General features: G+C 55.6%; 18 protein-coding genes. 7 read left to right on the top strand and 11 right to left on the bottom strand.

The annotated features are described in order from the left end of the window. Nucleotides 1-114 precede the first annotated feature (114 nt). From ET33_RS38925 to ET33_RS16210, 3 genes are read right to left on the bottom strand one after another with little or no spacing between them, the layout of a single operon-like run. Entirely contained in the window at nt 115-288 is a 174-nt protein-coding gene (locus ET33_RS38925; protein ID WP_161783546.1) for a hypothetical protein, read from the bottom strand. Continuing rightward, nucleotides 264-473: a hypothetical protein gene (locus ET33_RS38440; protein ID WP_152570649.1), complete on the bottom strand. Its 210-nt coding sequence runs from the start codon at nt 471-473 to the stop codon at nt 264-266. The genes ET33_RS38925 and ET33_RS38440 overlap by 25 nt, the downstream gene beginning before the upstream one ends. Further along, nucleotides 464-1408, bottom strand: coding sequence for a TRM11 family SAM-dependent methyltransferase (locus ET33_RS16210; protein ID WP_036683585.1), 945 nt, complete (start codon nt 1406-1408; stop codon nt 464-466). Before ET33_RS16210 ends, ET33_RS38440 begins: the two co-directional genes overlap by 10 nt. A gap of 216 nt (nt 1409-1624) precedes the next feature. On the opposite strand from ET33_RS16210, the gene ET33_RS16215 reads away from it, so the two are divergent. After that, nucleotides 1625-2641, top strand: a complete 1017-nt coding sequence (locus tag ET33_RS16215; RefSeq protein ID WP_036683588.1) for a GNAT family N-acetyltransferase — start codon at nt 1625-1627, stop codon at nt 2639-2641. 204 nt (nt 2642-2845) lie between these two features. Here the strand turns inward: ET33_RS16215 and lepB are convergent, their stop codons facing one another. The 6 genes from lepB to ET33_RS16245 form a co-directional block, all read right to left on the bottom strand. Further along, entirely contained in the window at nt 2846-3400 is a 555-nt protein-coding gene (gene lepB / locus ET33_RS16220; protein ID WP_036683589.1) for a signal peptidase I, read from the bottom strand. Nucleotides 3401-3565: 165 nt separating this feature from the next. Then, nucleotides 3566-4207: a GTP pyrophosphokinase gene (locus ET33_RS16225; RefSeq protein WP_036683593.1), complete on the bottom strand. Its 642-nt coding sequence runs from the start codon at nt 4205-4207 to the stop codon at nt 3566-3568. 199 nt (nt 4208-4406) lie between these two features. After that, the gene (locus ET33_RS16230) at nt 4407-4868 is read right to left on the bottom strand and encodes a hypothetical protein (protein ID WP_036683596.1); all 462 of its coding nucleotides are present in this window, start codon (nt 4866-4868) and stop codon (nt 4407-4409) included. A 38-nt stretch (nt 4869-4906) separates the two neighbouring features. Next, nucleotides 4907-7111, bottom strand: coding sequence for an MMPL family transporter (locus ET33_RS16235; protein WP_036683600.1), 2205 nt, complete (start codon nt 7109-7111; stop codon nt 4907-4909). Nucleotides 7112-7194: 83 nt separating this feature from the next. Further along, complete coding sequence (locus tag ET33_RS16240) at nt 7195-8571, bottom strand: sensor histidine kinase (RefSeq protein ID WP_036683604.1); 1377 nt, start codon at nt 8569-8571, stop codon at nt 7195-7197. Beyond that, nucleotides 8568-9248, bottom strand: a complete 681-nt coding sequence (locus tag ET33_RS16245) for a response regulator transcription factor (RefSeq protein WP_036683902.1) — start codon at nt 9246-9248, stop codon at nt 8568-8570. Before ET33_RS16245 ends, ET33_RS16240 begins: the two co-directional genes overlap by 4 nt. A gap of 262 nt (nt 9249-9510) precedes the next feature. Here ET33_RS16245 and ET33_RS16250 point away from each other — a divergent pair, with 262 nt between their 5' ends. Both ET33_RS16250 and ET33_RS16255 read left to right on the top strand, forming a co-directional pair. Then, nucleotides 9511-11160, top strand: coding sequence for a bacteriocin maturation protein (locus ET33_RS16250; protein WP_152570650.1), 1650 nt, complete (start codon nt 9511-9513; stop codon nt 11158-11160). Beyond that, nucleotides 11157-13100, top strand: a complete 1944-nt coding sequence (locus tag ET33_RS16255; protein WP_036683607.1) for a TOMM precursor leader peptide-binding protein — start codon at nt 11157-11159, stop codon at nt 13098-13100. Before ET33_RS16250 ends, ET33_RS16255 begins: the two co-directional genes overlap by 4 nt. A 203-nt stretch (nt 13101-13303) precedes the next feature. Here ET33_RS16255 and ET33_RS16260 read toward each other — a convergent pair whose 3' ends face one another. Then, the gene (locus tag ET33_RS16260) at nt 13304-14950 is read right to left on the bottom strand and encodes an MDR family MFS transporter (RefSeq protein WP_036683611.1); all 1647 of its coding nucleotides are present in this window, start codon (nt 14948-14950) and stop codon (nt 13304-13306) included. Between the two features lie 9 nt (nt 14951-14959). Further along, nucleotides 14960-15400 carry a MarR family winged helix-turn-helix transcriptional regulator gene (locus tag ET33_RS16265; protein WP_036683615.1) on the bottom strand — a complete coding sequence of 147 codons (441 nt, stop codon included), beginning with the start codon at nt 15398-15400 and terminating at the stop codon, nt 14960-14962. 227 nt (nt 15401-15627) lie between these two features. On the opposite strand from ET33_RS16265, the gene ET33_RS16270 reads away from it, so the two are divergent. Genes ET33_RS16270 through ET33_RS16285 form a run of 4 tightly spaced genes read left to right on the top strand, consistent with a single transcriptional unit; the run spans nt 15628 to nt 19756 of the window. Next, nucleotides 15628-17232, top strand: a complete 1605-nt coding sequence (locus ET33_RS16270; protein ID WP_036683618.1) for a spore germination protein — start codon at nt 15628-15630, stop codon at nt 17230-17232. Beyond that, nucleotides 17229-18422 (top strand): Ger(x)C family spore germination protein, encoded by a 1194-nt coding sequence (locus tag ET33_RS16275; protein ID WP_036683621.1) that lies wholly within the window; start codon nt 17229-17231, stop codon nt 18420-18422. The genes ET33_RS16270 and ET33_RS16275 overlap by 4 nt, the downstream gene beginning before the upstream one ends. Further along, nucleotides 18419-18643, top strand: a complete 225-nt coding sequence (locus ET33_RS16280; protein WP_036683624.1) for a hypothetical protein — start codon at nt 18419-18421, stop codon at nt 18641-18643. The genes ET33_RS16275 and ET33_RS16280 overlap by 4 nt, the downstream gene beginning before the upstream one ends. 15 nt (nt 18644-18658) lie before the next feature. Next, nucleotides 18659-19756, top strand: coding sequence for a GerAB/ArcD/ProY family transporter (locus ET33_RS16285; RefSeq protein ID WP_036683627.1), 1098 nt, complete (start codon nt 18659-18661; stop codon nt 19754-19756). Nucleotides 19757-19843: the final 87 nt, after the last annotated feature.

Below are 19843 nucleotides of genomic sequence, written 5' to 3' on the forward strand. Positions count from 1 at the left end.
CTATGAAAAGTTTTCTTGAGTATATGTCGCCCAAAACGTTAAAGTCAATACTTTTCCCGTCAGCCGGATACAGCCCGTGAAATCTCCCTTACGTTCGTCCGTATTACCTACTACTCACGAAAACGGGAGGAATTCGCGATGCTTAAACTCCAGCTCCTGATTAGCGGCTGCTGCATTTTGCAATCTCAGCAGCGTGTTGTCCAATTCCAATCGAAACGTTTCCGTATCCGCATAAGGCGGCTCCACTTGCAGGAGCCGCCTTATCATATGTTTGACGCCGTCGGACACGGCAAGCTCCTCCTGCCAATCGGCCGGCGGCCCTTGCTCGGCTCGGACTGCTTGACCACCACATGCTCGCCGGTACGGATATCGCGGCACCGGTATGCCAGCCCGTAGCTGCCGCTGCCGAGTGAACGGACGATCGTAGGTACCTGCCAGCAGCCGCCCCCGGGCGGGTCCGCGCTTAACGGCATATGACGATGTGCCGGGAAAACGAGCCTTTGCGCACAACGCATCGGTCCAGAACGGCGAACCCGGCCTGCCCGGCGAGCGTCTCCACCGGTTCGGTGGACACGATAACGGCCCGATCCGCCAGCCGCCGGACGTTCCCGAGCAGGCGAAGCTGTTCTTCCGGCGAAATGACCGAGCACAGGTTGTACGGCAGGTCAAGGACGGCGGCATCGTACCGGCCGCTCACGTCCCCGATATCCGCCACGCGGACGACGTCCGGCCGTCCGAAGTGGGCGAGATTCGAGCGGGCGCCGCGGACCGCAAGCGGATTGATGTCGGAGCCGACGATATCGATCCCCATCGAGAGCGCCTCGATCAGCACCGTGCCGATGCCGCAGCACGGATCGACCGCCCGGACGCCGGCAGGCTGCGGCACGGCAAGGTTAGCTACCGCCCGGGCAACCCGCGTGCTGAGGGCGGTGGAATAATTATGCGGCTTCCGGCTGTGCTTCAGCCAGACCGCTTCGTTCTGCCGGCAGGGGCCGAGCACCCAGCGCCCTTCGCCGGTGCAGGCGAAGCCCAGCAGCCAATCCGGCTGGCGCATGTCGGCCCGGCCGCGGATACGCGCGCCGAGCTCCCGTTCCATGGCGCGCTGGTCCTCGTACGCCGCATGGTAGCCGGCCTTGACGAAGACGACCTTGAACGAGCCGCCGTCCAGCTCCAGCGTCCCGGCCAGCTCCCCCAGCTCCTGCAGACTGGCAGCCTCGCACAGCACATCAATGCGCTGCTTGACGAACGGGCTGCGGCTTGAATCGACGTCCGCCGGACTCTCCAGCCAGCCGTCCCGCGCATCTGCGCCAAGCAGCGTGCGCAGCTCCAGCGCGCACAGCTCCGCCTCGTCCTCGTGACAGGCGTAAGTATACAAGTATGACACCGGTCTCGTACCGGACCATTTCATTAGCAGTTCTCCCCTTACCTCTGCACAAGCCTTCAAGTCTGGTTGTAATCTTATCAAAGGGGGCGTCCGTATTCAAACCGAAAAAAGGCCGATCCCGATCCAGATAGATTTCACGCCCAATTCACTATAACCAAATTTTCCATTCCTTACCTTAACCGCTTCATTGCATAATAAGTTCCATAGTCGATCGACTGAACATAAAGAAGAGGTGACGGAATGTCCATTGAACTGCGGCCCTTGCGGCTGCCGGATGATTACAAAGCGTTAGCGGCACTGTTGAATACCCACTGGTCGGAGCCTTGCACGGCCCAAAGGCTGGAGGAAGACGATGCCAAGCTGTATACAGTCGGCCATACATACCTCGATGAGAACGGTCTGCTTGCCGGCTATGACCGTACCCGGTGCGTTGCCGTTACGGAGCAGGATGTCCTTGTCGGATACGTCTGGTCTTGGCGTGCGCCATGGACGGAGCCGGGGCATCTCAATAACACGCTTATTGTAGCCGGAGAATACCGTCGGCAAGGAGCCGGACAGCTGCTGCTCGAGCATGTCATCGATTGGGGAACCGCTCTCGGGGCGACGACCCTCGTCACGGAGGCTTGGGACGATCACCCGGATGCGCTGCAATTTGCCGAGCGCCGGGGGTTCACGGTCGAACGGCACGCTTTTCAATCGGTGCTGAAGCTGGATCGAGTTGATCCGATTCGCCTGCGCGAGGCCGAAACGCTCAAGCTGCTGGAGAGCGAAGGCTTGCGGTTTCTGACACTGGCGGACGAGCCCGGCGAGGAAAGCGAGCGGAAGCTGTACGAGCTGTACAAGGAGACGCTGGTAGACATTCCGGGGTATACGGGAGAGGTTCCCGGCATTCAGGAATGGCGGAAATGGTACCTTATGGCCGAAGGCTACGCACCGGAGCAAGTGATCATTGCAGCGGACGGCGACAACTATGTCGGAGTAACCAACGTGCTTCACAATCAGCTGACCAACGGGATGTACCACGAGTATACGGGAGTGAAGCGGGCCTACCGCGGACGTAAAATTGCGCAGGGCTTGAAAATCAAAGCCATGCTCTTGGCCAAGGAACGGAATGCCGCCTATATCCGCACGGACAACGATTCCATGAACGCGCCCATGCTCCGGATCAATCGCAGCTTGGGCTATGAGCCGCTGAGGGGGACTTACCGGTTAACCGCCAAGCTGCGGGATGTGGCGCGACTCGCGGCCCGGAATTAGCGGGATCGCTTGAATCTGGAACGGCCGCGGACTATTATTTCAAGCGCTGCGATGAACCATTAGGCTATTCGAAGCGCGCCCAAATGCGTTTGAGAACGATTGGACAAAAAAAATCGGCCCTGCCGCATAGCTGCATAAGCAAGGCCGATTTTCCATGGAGCTCCATATTCACAACTATCATCAAAATGATTCTCTTCCACTTGCTTACGGAAACTTCATAATTCCCATCACGTGATCGAGAGGAATATAGCCGATGTTTCGGCTGTCGCTGCTGTTGTTCCGATTATCCCCCATCACAAAAACGTGCTTGTCGGGAACCGTCCACTTCCGGTTCGAGCTAAAAATCATCGCCTCTTTCATGTAAGGCTCCTGCAGCGCTTCCCCATTCCGGTAAACTTGATTTTCCTTGAACTCCAGAACGTCGCCTGGTTTGCCGATGACTCTTTTAACATAAAAAACATGCTCGTCCGTGTTCCCTCTGAAGTATTGCACCATGGGATTCTCCAGGATGCTGTCCGTCAACGTCCGTTCCCGGTTAACCCGACTGTCGATCACGACGATATCGCCGTACTCCGGCAAATAAGAAAAGGTATGGGATAATTTCGAAACGTAGATCCGCTGATCGTTCTGTAAAGTTGGATCCATGGAATGCCCTTCGACCTTGAACGGCTGGAAAACAAAGATGCCGATGACCAAGGACAGAATAAAAGCCATGGAGAAAGCGCCAATCCAGTTTCCAAGTTCTTTTAGTGCTTTCATCAGGCGGTAGCTACCTCCCTATATTAATATTTTCCATTATGCTGGAAATGATTAGAAAACGCAAGTTTTGCGCAGCGACTAAGCACTCTCTCTTTGACGAGAAGAAAGACAAGACCTTTGCGTCCTGTCTTTCTCCAGCTGTGCAGCCCCGGTTTGCGTGCCGATTTACTGAATCCTTGCGTAAGGCGAATCCAGGTGTCCGATTTCGTCGCTGATCGCTTTCATTTTCGCATCCAGCTCGACGGTTAGGTGCGCGGCGGACAGCAACTCCTGTTTTAGACGGTCCGGAATGTCCTTGTTGTACTTGTAAAAAATTTTATGCTCCAGGCTGGCCCAAAAATCCATCCCCAGCGTGCGCAGCTGGATTTCGGCCTTGACCAGTTGCGTGCCCTTGGAGAGCAGCACCGGAACTTCGACGATCAGATGCAGGCTCTGATACCCGTTCGGCTTCGGATTGCGAATGTAATCCTTGCATTCGATGATCTTCATGTCGTGCCGGTTGTTCAGAATCTCATACAGATCGTAAATGTCGCTCAGAAACGAGCAAATAATCCGCACGCCGATAATATCGTTCAAATGGTCCCGCGCAGCGACAAGGCTGATCGGCAGCCCTTTGCGCTGCAGCTTGTTAATGATGCTCTCTGGCGATTTGATCCGGGTCTTAATATGCTCGATCGGGTTGTAATTGTAGACGTGCAAGGCCTCTTCGTTAATATGCCGGATCGTCGTGCTCAACTGCTCCATCGCAAATTTGTAAGGCAGGAACATCTCTTTCCATTCGCCGGCTGCTTTCAATTTATCGATCATAGTCTGGTCCCTCGTCAATTAAGTATTGGATTAGACCACCCAATGGAGTCCTCTTTTATCATAAAAAATTATGGCGCCCGAAGCAATTTTGTGAAAATAATGTGGACAAACTCCCGCCCGACCCTGCTGCTAACCCAGTCCCATAAACGGCAAAAACCTCCGGAAGGCGGCGCGGAGCCCGTCTCCCGGAGGGTACCTATTACAGCTTCAAACTGACGATCAGCATGACAGCTAGCGTTAGCGTCATAAAACCGGCCGTCGCGGCCACATAGCCGCCGATGCGGGCTGGGGCGGCCGCTCCTGTCCCTTGCCCGTTCTCGGCGTTCAGCCGCTTCTTCAACCGGCTGCCGAGGATACCGGTCAGAATGACCGCGAGCAGGATGACCATCCCGCCTCCTTTTTCCATGACCTGCAACCATAACGGCTTGCTCTGCGCAGGAATATTCATTTGGACGATCATGACGACGCCCGAGATCAGAACGACGAGCGCGCTGGGATGGGCGATTGTGCTGATCACGCGAAGCGTCTTGCGGGCCAAGGCGCGCAGCTCCCCGGAACCAGGTCTTTGGTTAAGCATCGGCAGCATGACGACCGCCGTCAGGCCCGAGCCGAGCCATAGGGATAAGCCGGTCAGGTGCAAAAACAACAGAAAGCCGAACATGAGGAATACCTCCTTCAATTCATTTATTGTCGTCTAGTCTAGGATGAGTGAACCTGCGGGGTCTGTGCACTCGACGGCTTGCGCTTTCCGGTCAGCACCATAATCGAGGGCAGCAGCAGCCCGCGAACAAGGAACGTATCGATCAAGATCCCGATCGTCATCGTCAGCCCGAACAGGAACAGCTCCTGAAGCGGCTGGGTCATCAGCACCCCGAAGGTCGCCGCGAGAATGAGGCCCGCGGAGGAGATCACCCCGCCCGTTAGCGACACGCCGCGGCTGACCGCTTCGCTCCACCCCATCTTGCGCGCCTCTTCCTTCACCCGGGAGACAAGCATGATGTTGTAATCGACGCCCAGCGCGACCAGGAAGACGAACGTATAGACCGGCAGCCGGTAACTGATCGCGTCATAGCCAAGCAGGCTGTGTGCAATTACCCAGCCGAGCCCCATCGTTGCCGCGTAAGACAGCAGAATCGTCAGCATCATGTACACCGGCATCAGCAAGGAGCGGGTTTGAAACCCGAGCATGACGGTAATCAGCAAGCCAATCAGCGAAAACAAGACAAGCGTATCCCGCTCGTTCATCGCTCTGACATCAAGCTGCTGCGCGGTTTGGCCGGCAAAATGCAGCGAATCGCGCAGCGGATCGAAGCCGCTGTCCTTCAGCATCGCCTCGGCGTTCCCCCGCCATGCGTTCAGCGCGTCCAGCGCCGCGGGATCGTATGGGTTGCCCTTCACAAGCAGCTGAAGCCGGACGGACTGCTTATCCGGCGACAACATGTTCGCCGGCCAGTCACCACGCACGGTGTCCGGTTTGGGCTCCACCGATTCGACGCCCGTCTGCTTGGCGATCAGGCCAGTCAGCGATGTCAGCTTCTCCCGGAACTGCGGCTCCTCCGAAAGCGGACGATCGGACTGCAGGATGACCGTAACCGGCGCCAATTGGCCCGGCGGATACGACTGCTCCAGAAGCTCGAACCCTTGACGGGACGATGCCGTATCCGGGAACGACTTCAGCAGATTGAACGAATATTTCATGCCGCTGATATTTAACGAAGCGAACAGCAGCAGCACGGTGAGGACGCCCGCCGTCATGCCGGGGCGTTTGGCGACCAGCGAGCCTGCCTTGGCCCACAGTCCCGCAGGTCGGGTGTCCCGCTCTTCCAGCTTCGGCACGAAGGGCCAGAACGCTTTGCGCCCGACCAGCGTGAAGACGGCCGGAATCAGCGTCAATCCGCTCAGTAAAATGACAGCCATGGCCACGGCAAATACCGGCGCAAAATAGTGATACGGCTTAAAGACGGCCGCGAGCAGCACAAGCACGGCAACGAGCACCGTTCCGCCGCTGAACAGAATCGGCTCCGCCACCTGATTCATCGCCAGGCGCATAGCGTCGTGCTTCGAGCCGACCTTGCCGAGCTGCTCCCGGTAGCGGGAGAACACGAACAAGCAGTAGTCCGTTAAGACCGCGAACAGCAAAATCATCATAATGGACAGCGCCTGCTTATCCACGACGAGCCAGCCGTTCTTGGCGGACAGCCCCAATACTCGGTCCACGGCCTCATATACAACGCCCGAGATAACCAACGGAAGCACCGCGAGCAGTGGCGAACGGTAAATCAGAAGCAAAATGACGAGGATCAGCCCGACCGTCGCGAGCATGAGCACGAAATCGGCATTTTTGAACAGCGCAATCGTATCTGCGGCAATGCCGGCCGGCCCCGTCATTTCAAGCTGCAGCTCCCCAAGTCCGATCTTCCCGGCCTGCTCCCGGATTTGCTTCAGGGTGTCGTATATCCGGTCCGACTCCAACCCTTTCTCCAGCGTTACATTCAGGAGCAGCGTCCTGCGGTCCTCCGAGAACAACCGGTCCTGCGCCGCTTCGGGAAGCCGGTGGAACGGCAGCGCTCCGGTGACGTGCTGCGGCTTACTGTCGGAGGCGAGCCATTCGCTGAGCTGGCGGATTTTAGCCCGCTCCTCCGTGGTAATCGCCTGCTTCCCGTGCAGCACCAGCAGGGCGGTTAAGCCGTCGGCGGACGGAAATTGCTCATTCATGATCTGCTGGGCCGCCGTGGACGGCGTATTTTCTTTGACGCTTCCTTCTCCGCTGCTGATGGCGAATTTTTTGGCGGACGGCGCCGCCGCGGCCAGCACAACGACAAGCAGAAGCCAGCCGGCGACGATGCTTTTGGCCCCTTTGGGGCTGCTTACCCACGAGGAAAATGTATGCAAAGCGCGAAGCATTTTTTCAATTCAACCTCCTGTCCTCGATCTCACTTCGGATTCTAGGACAGAAATATGAATGGAAGATGAATGAGAGATTACGATTATGAACGGGGCAGCCGGACGGTGAATACCGTTCCTTCGGAAACGCGGCTGTGTACGTCGATCGTGCCTTCGTGGAGCTCGACGATTTTCTTAGCAATGGCGAGCCCCAGACCGCTGCCGGAGCGGGAACGGGTTCTTGCTTTGTCCGCTTTGTAGAAGCGGCCGAAAATATGGGGCAGCTCAGGCTCGGGAATACCCATACCGGTATCGGAAACCCGAACGATGATATCTTCCTCCACCGAAATACCGATGGTCAGCACGTCGCCGGAATCCGAAAATTTAATGGCGTTCGTAATCAAATTAAGCCATACCTGATGCAGCAGCTCGCGGTCGGCACGGACGACGATCTCCGGAAGGTCCAGCTCGACGGTGATGCCCTTTTCCATCCATTGCCACTCCGTCACGAGCACCGCCTGCCGAAGCTGCTCGTCCAAGCGGAAGCTCGTTTTCTTGATAACGCCCGTTTCTTTGTCCAAGGCGGCGAGCGTCAGCAGCTGCTTGCTGAGCGACGAAAGCCGTCTGCTCTCCTCCTCGATAATGTGTAAATACCGCTGCGCTATCTCGGGCGGCAATTCCCCCGACTGGATCGCTTGAGCGAAGCCCTGGATCGACGTTAACGGAGACTGGATTTCATGGGAGACGTTGGCGACGAACTCCTGCCGCATGCTGTCGAGCTGGCGGAGCGCTTCGGCCATATGCGCGAAGTGGCGCGCCAGGTTGCCGATTTCGTCGGCGCGCGCCACGTCGAGCCCGATCTCGTAATTTCCTCCGACAATGCGAGTGGTCGCCTCCGTCAGCGCTTTGACCGGCTTGACAATATACCGCGTGCAGACCACGATGAGCAGCATGCTGAAGACAAACGTCGCCGCGAGCAGCACCGCCATGAGCAGACGGACCTCCCCGATCTGCTGCTCCAGGGCCGGCCGCAAAAACAACGCGTGGCGTTCTCCCCGGATATCGAGCGGGATGCCGACCGTGTTGCGCAGGCTGCTTTCGAAAAAGCCCGTAATCGTCAGCAGGCGGGGCTCCTCCGTGATGCCGCGGTAGATTTCGCCGTCCAGCACGCGGCGGATTTGATCCGGCGCGCTCTGCGTATGCCGGAACGGCTCGCCGTAGAAGACGCCCTGCCCCTTGCCGTCCGCAAGGTACATTTGAAAGCCCAACTGGGCGATGCTGCGAAAATAGCTGTCCGGATCGGTATCCGGCATCCGCTCGAACAGCGTCCGGATTTCTTTGGCGACCTTCATGATCTTCTGTTCGTTATACTCCCGGATCTGGGTCCGGTAGTACATGTTAGCCACCAGCAGGGCAAACACGCCGCTGACCATGGCGATCAAAATATACGTTGCGACGATCCGCACATACAGCGTCTTCATTCGCCCCGCACCTCTAGCTTGTACCCCAAGCCGCGCACCGTCGTGATGACAAAATCGTCTGTCACCGGAGAAAACCGCTCCCGCAGCCGTTTCACATGAACGTCGATGGTCCGGCTGTCGCCTTCGAAGTCGGAGCCCCAGATGAGCTGCACCAACTGCTCCCGGGTGAAAATACGCCCAGGATAGCTAGCCAGCTGGCACAGCAGCTCGAATTCCTTGAGCGGGAGCGTCATCGTCCGATCGCCGACTCGGATCTCGTAGCTGCTGCGGTCAATGACCGTCTCGTTCAACCGGATTTTCGCCGACGATACCATCTGGTACCGCCGTAGCAGCGCCTTGATCCGAAACAGCAGCTCCTTCGGCTCGAACGGCTTCACGACGTAATCGTCGGTTCCCGACAAGAAGCCTTTTTCCTTGTCCTCGACTTCACCTTTGGCCGTCAGGAGAATGACGGGAATGTCATAGTGGCCGCGAATATCGTGGCACAACTCCCAGCCGTCCTTACCGGGCATCATAATGTCTACGACCGCCAGATGGATCTGTTCGCGCTCCATCAGCTCTGCGGCGGCCAGCCCATTGTCCGCTTCGTAGACGACATAGCCTTCCCGGCTTAGAAAAAAGCGGAGCAGCTCGCGAATATGCGCGTCGTCATCCGCCACCAGTATATGTACTCTCAAAGTCGATTCACCTGCCGTCTGGAAATACGTATCCGCCCATCCGCCAATCGCTGCGAATCGTTTGACGGATCGTTTCACTCTCATCATGCCCGATTTGCCTTCCGTTTTCAAACGCGTGGTTGAGGGCAGAGTTCGCAATGACTGAGGGTATAGATTTGACGCCGTTTCCTCTGCGCTGCTTATGATTTTGTCTTTGTTATCACAGTTACAATCTCATGATGAATATAATGAATGGACTATACAGGAGGGAGGGTGTCGAGGCTTGGCTCCTTCTATAAATCCAAAAGTGCAAGAAAATGCGTTTCTTTCCCCTTTCCAGCCCGCACATCAGGTCAAAATTTTGGCGGTCGGTTCCGGCTCGTTTCTGCTCTCGTTAGTTACAGCTTTGTTCGAATCCGGATTATCCAAGTTCGACGTTTTGCTTACAGACTCTGCGGCTGCCCATCGGCAGCGGCTTGCGGAATGCGTTGAGCAAGCCCGTGCGGCGCATCCCGAAGCCTCGGTAAAGGAGATCGACTTTCCGAAAAACGCGGAGATTCCGTGGAGGGAGGCGGTTCGGCCGTACGATGCCGTCTTGTTTGTTTCCCAGAAAAGCCGTATCGAAGAACTCCAAGTTCTTCATGCGGCTTGCAGGGAAGAAAAGAAAGTGTTTCTTCCCGCCATCCGTGCGAGGCAAGTGGGTTTGGCGGGTCCGTTGGTACATCCGGATTCGGAGGGGTGTTGGGAATCGTCCTGGCGGCGCATCCATCAATGCGCTCTTATTAAAGATGCTCACTCGCAACCTTTTTCTTCCGAGGCCGGGGCATTGCTCGCGAATGTGATCGCATTTGATTTGGCAAAATCGGTTACTGGAGCGGCCAAACCGGAATTGAAGGATCAAATTTTTTGTCTTGATCTGCGGACGTTGGAAGGAAGCTATTATTCGTTTATCCCCCATCCGCTTGTTACCGGACATCGTCCCATAAAACAGATTCAAGATCTGCACGAACAAATCGAACGGAGCACAGGCAGGAATGCATCGAACGGGCTGTTCTCTTTCTTCAACGGATTGACATCGGCGGTATCGGGGATTTTTCACACTTGGGAGGAGGGAGAGCTGGGACAGCTTCCGCTTTTCCAGTGCCTTGTTCAGGCGGTTGACCCGCTATCGGATGGTCCGGCTGACCTGCTCCCTGAAATGGCGTGTGCGGGTTTGACTCATGGTGAGGCCCGGCGGGAAGCGGGATTGTCCGGGATTGAAGCGTATGTCTCAAGATTGGCAAGCCGAGCTCTTACGACTCCCGCCTCGAATCGAAGCTCTGATAACCATAAAATCGGACCGCAGGAATATGTGGGAATCGGAGCAGGGGAAACGATCGATGAAGCCGTTTGCCGCGGTTTGCAACAATGGTTGGAGGAAGATCTGGCAAGGCAAGTATCGGCAGGCCAGAAGCCTTCCGTTATTCCGGCGAGGCTTGGCGAAATGGAGGATGAGCTCTGCCGATATTACTTGCAGGCATTAACCCAAATGCAAGGAACACCGGTGATTGGGCTGGGCGAGGAACGCGTCGGTTTTCCTGTGATCTGGGTCGGCGCTAACGGCTGTTGGTACGGTTGTGCGGGCTTGAATACGACATGGGCCCTGCGGCTGTCGCTGCAGCGGGCATTGTTGAGAGCGCAAAACGAGTCAACTTGTCTCATCGCGCAAGGGGTAGAGGCCCCTTCTGTACATTTGGAAGAAAAGACTTCGCCAAGCCTTGTCATTTCATCGGGGGAAAGAAGCGCACAAGCGGAGATTCTACAGCTTTCTCTGCAGGCTTTGAAACGGAACCGTAAGCGGCTTTTGACCTTGGACATGGCGATGGAACCGTTTTTGAGAGAGGGACTGGGCGGGGTCGTTGGCGTGCTTGTACGGGAGGAGGATGCCCTGTGAAAAAGCTTGTTACAGTAATTGGAGAGGGGCTGCTCTCCGACTTCGTATACAGAGAACTGGTTAACCAATACGAGATTATTCGCCTGGCCCGCTACAATGAAGACGTACCGCAAACGACGCAATTGGCTTTGTTGCTGTACGATGACTGGCGTCCTTCCGAGTATCGGATGGCCGAAGAGGTTCTGCAAAGCTCCGGCCTCCCTTGGCTAAGCGGCTTTATTTCGTATGACGAGGGCATCGTGGGGCCGTTGGTACGCCCGGGTATACCCGGATGTGCCCAGTGTGCGGAAAGCAGGAGACAAATGGCCGGACACGGCAGCGAGGCCACGTCGGAATGGCTGAAACTTCTCCTGCAGGGGGAAAAGCCCAGCCGCGCGCCGGTTTCGCGTCTGGCGCTCTTCCAGGTGGCATGCCTGATTGCGGCGGAAGCGCGGAAGGTACTGCGGGGGAGGGAGTCCCTCTTGGAAGGCCGGATATTCTTAATCGATTTGAAAACGTTGAAAAGCTCGCTCCACTCTTTTCTTCCCGACCCGTTCTGTCAGATTTGCGGCCGGCTGCCCGATGATTCTCCCGAGGCGGCCCGCATCTTTTTGCGGCCGAATCTGAAGACAGACGCCAACAGTTACCGTTGCAGATCGATGGAGGAATTGAAAGAAGTATTGACCATCCATTACCTGGATGACCGAACCGGCTTGCTAAACGGGAAAACGGCCAAGCTCGAATCGACATTCGCTAATGTGATGGTAAATCTTCCGGTGTTGATCGGAAAAGATATATTGTCAGCCGGCCGGACTCATTCTTATGCAGAAAGCGAGCGTACCGCGATTCTGGAGGGCTTGGAGCGGTATTGCGGCATGTTGCCCCGCGGCAAACGAACCGTAGTGCACGACAACTACCGCAAATTGGCGGAGCAAGCGCTTGACCCCGTTACGGTCGGAGTCTATACGGAGGAGCAGTATGCGCTGCCGGATTTTCCGCTCGAGTCGTTTGATCCCGACCGTCCGATCAACTGGGTATGGGGCTATTCGTTTTTGCAAGAACGCCCCATTCTGGTTCCGGAATCACTTGCTTATTACAACATAGATGCCGGAGATCGTTATGTAATTGAAACCTCCAATGGCTGCGCCCTGGGCGGGAGCTTGGAAGAAGCCATTTTATACGGTATTTTGGAAGTGGCGGAACGCGATTCGTTCCTGATGAGCTGGTACGCGCGCCTGCCTATCCCGCGCCTTGATCCTTATTCCGCTGGAGACAGAGAATTGCGGCTCATGATTGACCGTTTGCGGGCAGTAGCCGGATACGATATATATTTGTTTAATTCGACGATGGAGAGCGGGATTCCGAGCATTTGGGCGCTGGCGAAAAACAGGAACCCAAAGGGAGCAAATGTCTTCTGCGCGGCTGCAGCTCATTTGGACCCGTTACGGGCTGCTAAAAGCGCGATTCATGAGCTGGACGGCCTGATACATTACTTGGGCACAACCTTTGAGACGAACCGCGAAGAGATCATCCGAATGTGCAGCGATCCTTCCTTGGTGACGGAGATGGAGGATCATCCCCTGCTGTACTGTGTGCCTCAAGCCGAGGAACGCCTGCGCTTTTTGCTGGATGAGCATCGTCCGCTCCGAACATTCGACGAAGAATTCGAGCGAAAGACTGGGCATGCGGATTTAACCGACGATTTGAAGGATATTTTGCAAAAGTTCCGGCGTTTGAATCTTGATGTCATTGCTATAGACCAGTCAACGCCAGAAACTGTTCGAAACGGATTGTATTGCGCGAAAGTATTGATTCCGGGTATGCTGCCGATGACGTTCGGACATAACTTTACTCGCTTGGCAGGCCTTGAAAGAGTATTGAAGGTGCCGATGGAACTCGGATATGCCATGCAATTACTGTCGATTGAACAGCTCAATCCGCACCCGCATCCGTTTCATTAGGGGCAATGCCGGCCTTGACTTCTTTCATTTCAGAATACATTAACCCTGTACTGACGAGGTATGGGGTTCGTTTTGCGTACGGCCCGGCAATCAAACGCGTGGTTGATCCGCCGGAAAATCTCGCTGGGCGAGCTGCCGAAGCTGCCGCGTATTATTTACAAAACGGACCCGGACCAACTCATGGTCCAAGCCCGTCTATCGGTTTACCCGTTCGCCGGCTGCTTCCCGTGGAGGCGGGGCGCCGGTTCGAGGTCCGTTTCCGCAGCTTCCTGTGGCTTCGGTCCTTGGCCGCCGCTTCCGGTACGCAGCGGAATCTCCTTCAAGAAGAACGTCAGCACAAGCGCGACCACCAGCAGCGCAGCCCCCGCCAAAAACACATTGGCCAGCGAGTAACTGAGTGCCTCACGAAGCGAATCGATCATCTGGCCAAATACCGTCTGCAGCTCCGGCGGCAGGGCTGCCTGAATCTGCGCCAGCTTCGGCTGATCAAGCAGCATCTGCGGATTGTGGAACGCAGCGAGCTTCTCGGCCACCTTCGGATCGAGCTTGCTCAAGTCGACGCCCCGCCCGCTGGCCAGGATTTCCTGCAGCTTGTTCGTCATGCCCGTCGACATGACCGTTCCCATGACGGCGATACCGATCGTGCCGCCCAAGCTGCGGAACAGCTGCGAGGAAGCCGTGGCGACGCCAAGATCTTTCGGCGATACAGCATTCTGAACGGTCAGGGAAAAGACCGGCATCCCGAGCCCCAGACCGAAGCCGAACACGATCATGCTGAGCACCGTCACCGGGATCGTATTCATGTAATGCATGATCATCATTCCGATGACCATAATGACAAGCCCGATAATCGCGATCCGCTTGTATTTGCCCGTCTTCGTGATCAACTGCCCGCTGATCGCGCTGGTGACGACCATCCCGATGGACATCGGCATCGTCACATAACCGGAATAGGTCGGCGAAATCCCCATCACGCCCTGGACGAAGAACGGCGTATACATGAGCGCTCCCATCATCCCGGCGTTCATGATAAATCCAATAACGTTCGAGATCGTCACAATCCCGTTTTTGAACAACGAGAGCGGCAGCACCGGACTGTTCACCCGGCTCTCAATCCATAAGAAAATAACCAGTGCCGCCACTGTACAGGCGAACAAACCGAGAATTTGCGGCGAGCCCCATGCGTACTTCGTGCCGGCCCACGAGAAGGCGAGCAGCATCGGCACGATCGTCAGCGTAAGGAACAACGAGCCGAAATAATCGATCGATTCCGCCGGCTTGCGCTCCACCTTCGGGAACATCGTCAGAATCATGATAAAAGCGACAATGCCAAGAGGAAGGAAAATCCAAAACACCCAGTGCCACTCAAAATGATCGACGATATAGCCGCCAAGGGCCGGGCCGACGACGCTCGCGAACCCGAACACCGACATCATGATCCCGGACCATTTCCCGCGCTCACGGGGTGCGAACAAATCCCCGACGGCCGTAAAGGCCGTAGCCATAATAATTCCGGCGCCCAGCCCCTGGATACCGCGGTACGTAATCAGCTGAAAAATATCACCGGACGTTCCCGCCATAAAGGCGCCGATCATAAATAAGACGATCCCCGTTAGAATAAACGGCTTCCGGCCGTAAATATCGGACAGCTTGCCGACCAGCACCGTCGCGATCGTCGAGGTAAGCAAATAAATCGTGATGACCCATGTATAGTAGTCCATCCCGCCGAGCTTGGCGATAATTCGCGGCAGAGCCGTTCCGACGATCGTCTGGTTAATGGCCGAAAAGAACATCGCCGCAATAATGGCGATCATAATCGTGATTTTGCGTTTATACGATAAATGTTCCACGTTACCTTCTTACTCCTCTCCCAAATGGTCCACGTTGTTCAGCATCCGGTTAAAGAATTGGAGATGCTGCCGGATCTCCTCCTCCGACAAACCGGCGAACAACGATTCGACCAGTTCCGTCTGCTGCTCTCCGAGCGCCCTGAGCTCGCTCAAGCCCCGTTCCGTCATTTCCAGATACACGACCCGCCGGTCGTCTTCTCCCCGATACCGCTTAGCATACCCCTTCTCTACCAATTTATCGGCTTTGGCGGTAATCGCTCCGGACGTCAGTTCGAGCGCCTCGGCCAAATCGGATACCTTCTGCGGTCCTCCGCGCAGCTGACGGAGCACCATAAACTGGGCCATCGAAAGCGACTTGTCGATATGCCGGCTCCACAGGTACGACATTTCTTTGACAACCTTCCGGAACGTGCGGGCCAGTTCGGTTTTTAATTGCTGCTCCTCGTTCATGAAAATCACTCCTTTCGTGTCAAAAGATGCCCCCCAAAGAAGGTGCTTTCAAAGTAAAACCATTAAATCACGAAATAATTTACTAATAAACAATTAAAATATTTACTTATTATACACCAAAGGCAATCGTTTGTGAAATATTTTTGAAGCTGCTGGAAAAAATAAAAACATCGAATGTAACAAAGATTTTAGAGGTGCGAATTCCAATCCGAGGGAGAGGTAGGACGATGCCGTTATTTTCTCGAATTCCGAACCGAGGTCCGAAGCTTCCCGGCCGGACGCCCGATTCGCCTTCCCGTGAGGCTCCGCAAGGGAACTCCGAGCCTCCCCTGCCGCCGGATGGCTGCGCTGACCTGGACCTCCGTCTTCATTGGTTTCAAGCGCAGCTAGACAATTGCTCCGACGCCGTGTTTCATTCGTTTACCGCCGGGCCGGAGCAACGATTCGCGCTGCTCTACATTCGGGGTATGGTTGAGCAAAAAACGTTGGAGGAAAACGTTTTAAACGTCCTGCTGTCTATGCAGGCCTACGATGCGGCTGCGTTCCGCCGGGATATCTTCGAGCGGAAGCGCTTGCCCATGCCGAACCCGACGGTGACGCTCTCCTTGCCGGAAGGTCTGACGGCCTTATTGGGCGGTCATGCCCTGCTTCTCATGCAGGACGAGCCCCGGATGCTGGACCTCGCCGCTACTTATTTCGAGAAGCGGGCGATTGAAGAAGCGCCGAACGAAGCGTTGATTCGGGGGCCGCGGGAAGCGTTTATCGAGAACTTGGAAGTCAACATCACGCTCATCCGAAGACGGCTGAAAACCCCGGCATTAAAGATCGAAACGATGAAGATCGGCACCCGTACGCAAACGGACGTGGCGATGCTTTTTTTGCAGGACGTCAGTAAGCCGGAGCTTGTCGCCGAAGTAAGGCAGCGGCTGTCGCAGATCAAGATCGACGGAGTGCTGGGAAGCAGTTATTTGGAGGAACTGATCGAGGACAATCCTTATTCCCCTTTTCCGCAAATGCAGTATACCGAACGTCCCGATGTCGTCTCCGCGGCGCTGCTGGAAGGCCGTGTTGCCTTGATCGTGGACGGAACGCCCATCGTCGTACTCGCGCCGGTCTCCTTGTTCATGCTGATGCAGTCGGCCGAAGATTATTATCAGCGTTATATCGCTTCCACCTGGATTCGGTGGATCCGGTTTTTATTTTTGTGCGTTTCCATGCTGCTGCCTTCGACCTACGTGGCCGTTACAACCTTTCATCCGGAAATTATCCCTTCACGGCTCCTGATCACGGTCGCTTCATCCCGGGAGGTAGTGCCTTTTCCGGCGCTGATCGAGGCGTTCATGATGGAGATTGCCTTCGAAGCGCTTCGGGAAGCCGCGGTCCGTATCCCCAAATCGATCGGTCAAGCCGTTTCGATCATCGGAGCGCTGATCATCGGAACGGCTGCGGTTCAAGCGGGAATCATATCTGCGGCCATGGTCATCATCGTCGCGCTGACAGGGATCGCTTCTTTTATCATTCCGCATTACGATCTGGGGCTGGCCATCCGGCTGCTGCGTTTTCCGATCATGATTCTGGCCGGGATGTTCGGCTTGTTCGGCATTGCTTGCGGCCTGCTTCTCGTCTATCTGCATCTGCTCTCGCTGCGCTCCTTCGGGCTCCCGTATCTTGCTCCGCTGGCTCCCCTTGTGGCGCCGGATTTAAAGGATACGGTAGTCCGGACCTCGTGGCGCATGATGAAGCTCAGACCTTGGCTTATCTCGGCCGGGCGGCCCTCCGAACGAATGAATGCCCGTTCGCGGAAGCCGGAACAGGAGGGCGGCAACGATTGAAATTACTTGACTGCGCGTCTGTCGTCAAAATCAAAGCCGCCGTCTCTCTCTGCCTCCTTGTGCTGCTGACCGGCTGCTGGTCTTCCGTAGAGCTTAACGACCGTTCGTTTGTCCGCATCCTGCTCGTGGGCAAAGCCAAAGAGGGCATTGAGCTGAGCCTGGGCTTTCCTCTGCCGAACCGCATGATTCCCGGCATGGTGGGAGCAGGTTCCGGGAAGGGGAAGCCGTACGTTTTTATCACCAAAACAGGGGCCGACATCGGAGAAGCCTACCGCAAGATTCAGTCCGATCTGTCCCGGAAAATCACGTTCGGACAGACGGGCACCGTCATCATCAGCGAAGATTTCGCACGGGAGGGCCTCTCCCCGCTGCTTGAATTTTTGGCCCGGGAGCCAAAATTCCACGTCAATGCCAATGTGTTCGTTTCTTTTGGAAAGGCCGACGATATCGCTTCGGCTCCTGCGGTATTCGAACGGTTCCCCGTTGATATTTTGACGGGATACGTCAAGCAAAACGTCACTTTACGAACGACGGTGAAAGATTTTTTAATGGCCAGTTATTACGGAGGGGACGTGCTCGTGCCGTCGTTAGTCTTTACTTCGAAGAAAATCGCCGACGAGCAGAAGCCGCCCGGCAAATGGATGGGCACTGACGGAGCGGTTGTGTTCAAGCAAAACAAAATGGTCGGGACGCTCGATACGACGGAGATGCGAGGAGCCCTGTGGGTCTCGGGGCAGCTGCAGGACGCGGAAATCAGCGTGCCATCTCCAACAGACGGGAAGCTGGTCAGCTTTATGATCGAGCAGATGCACAGCAAGATCAAACCGGTGCTAACCGGGGATAGCCTAACCATGCATATCACAACGAAAGCTTCGGCAGAAATGTTGGGGTCTGACTCCCGTCTGAATACGGAGAACCGGAAGCAGCTATCCGAATTAGAGCATCGGCTGGATGCGGTGGTGGAGCAGCGGATGAACAGCGCAATTGCCAAAACCAAGGAAGTTCGGGCCGATGCCTTTCAATTCGCCAAATATATCGATTGGAACTATCCGCGGCTGTGGAAAAGCATTAAGCCTCAGTGGAGGGAATGGTACCGGAATCGCCTGAAACCGGTCATACAAGTGAACATCTCGATTAAACGTTTGGGAACGGTCCAACAGTCCGCCACACATACGGAGGGGACAGAATGATTGGGATCGGACTCGTATACGGCTGCATCCTGCTATACGAATGGAAGTATCTTGCGGCACGCAACCGACGGCGCCGGACTTATTTCGTCGTGCTTGGGTCCTTGACCGCGATGTTCCTCGGCTTTGAGGCGGTTTATGTATTCAAGGAAAAATGGGCGCTGATCAACGTCGTAGAAACGGTATTCGGACCGATCCAAAAGCTGATTTTCATGAAACAGTAATGGAGGGAACAAGGCATGGGGAAAATTACGCAGTTGCAAATTTATATGCTGTTTTCCTTGTATTTGTTCACTACGATCTTGGGCTTTCGGATCGGCTCCATTGTGAAAATCGCCAGTTATTCGACCTGGCTCTGCATCCTGATCGGCGGTTTCCTGGGTTGGGCCCTTGCCTATGTCTCCTACCGGCTTGCGATTAAACGTCCCGCCGAGCATTTTGTCCTGTACGGCCGCCATATTGTAGGCAAATGGCTGCATTACCCGATCGTGCTGGCCATGGCCCTTTTCTTTGTGTTTACTGCGGCTGTGCTGCTCCGGGAGCTGCAAGACTTTCTGATCCAGATTTATTTGCTGACCACCCCCTCTTGGGCGGTGTCCGCGCTTTTCGCCTTTTGCGTCGCCTGTGCCGTCCGGTCGGGAATCGGGGTCATTTTCCGAAGCGCGCAGGGGGTGTTTTTCATGAGTATTGCGGGCATCATCATCGTCCCCCTCTTCGTGCACAATGAAGTAGACCTTAACATGGCTGTTGCGCTGTGGAATCATTTTAATGCCCCAAGCCTTTGGGACGGTTCGCTTTTTGTCGCCTCGTTGTATGGGGAAACGGCGTTTATTCTGTTTCTGTTCCCTTACTTCGCCCGGCAGCGCAAGACGATGCACTCGCTGGCGGCGGCTGTTCTCACCTCGGTGATCATTATCTTGAGCAACTTTATTCCGGCGCTGCTTATTTTCGGTCCCGATCTGTTGGGCAACCTGACGTACCCCGAGCTGGAGCTGATCCGATACATCCGGCTCGGTGCTTTTTTGGAAAATTTGGACCCTTTGATCATCGTGTTATGGCTGGTCAGCTTGTTTGTGAAAATCAGCTTGTTCCTGTTCCTCGCGGTAAACACGCTGGCGCAAACCTTCTCGCTAACGGACCATAAGCCGTTTACGTTGTCCATGACGGCTTTGATGGTTGGCTTCTCCTTGTACATGGCGGAGACCACGATGGATATCGCCCAATTGGGCAAGAAGGGAATGATCGCCTTCCTCCTGATTGTCGAAATGATCCCGCTCTTCTATCTGGCGGTTGACCTCATCCGGTCGCCGCGTCATCGGAACCCGCATCAAACCTAGACATTTCCTGTAAATATATGCGTTTATCCGTTACGCGGTACGGGCAGCCGAATACACTAGGGATAGACTCCAACTCCATACCATCAC

It is taken from the genome of Paenibacillus tyrphae, from assembly GCF_000722545.1.
Lineage (GTDB): Bacteria > Bacillota > Bacilli > Paenibacillales > NBRC-103111 > Paenibacillus_G > Paenibacillus_G tyrfis.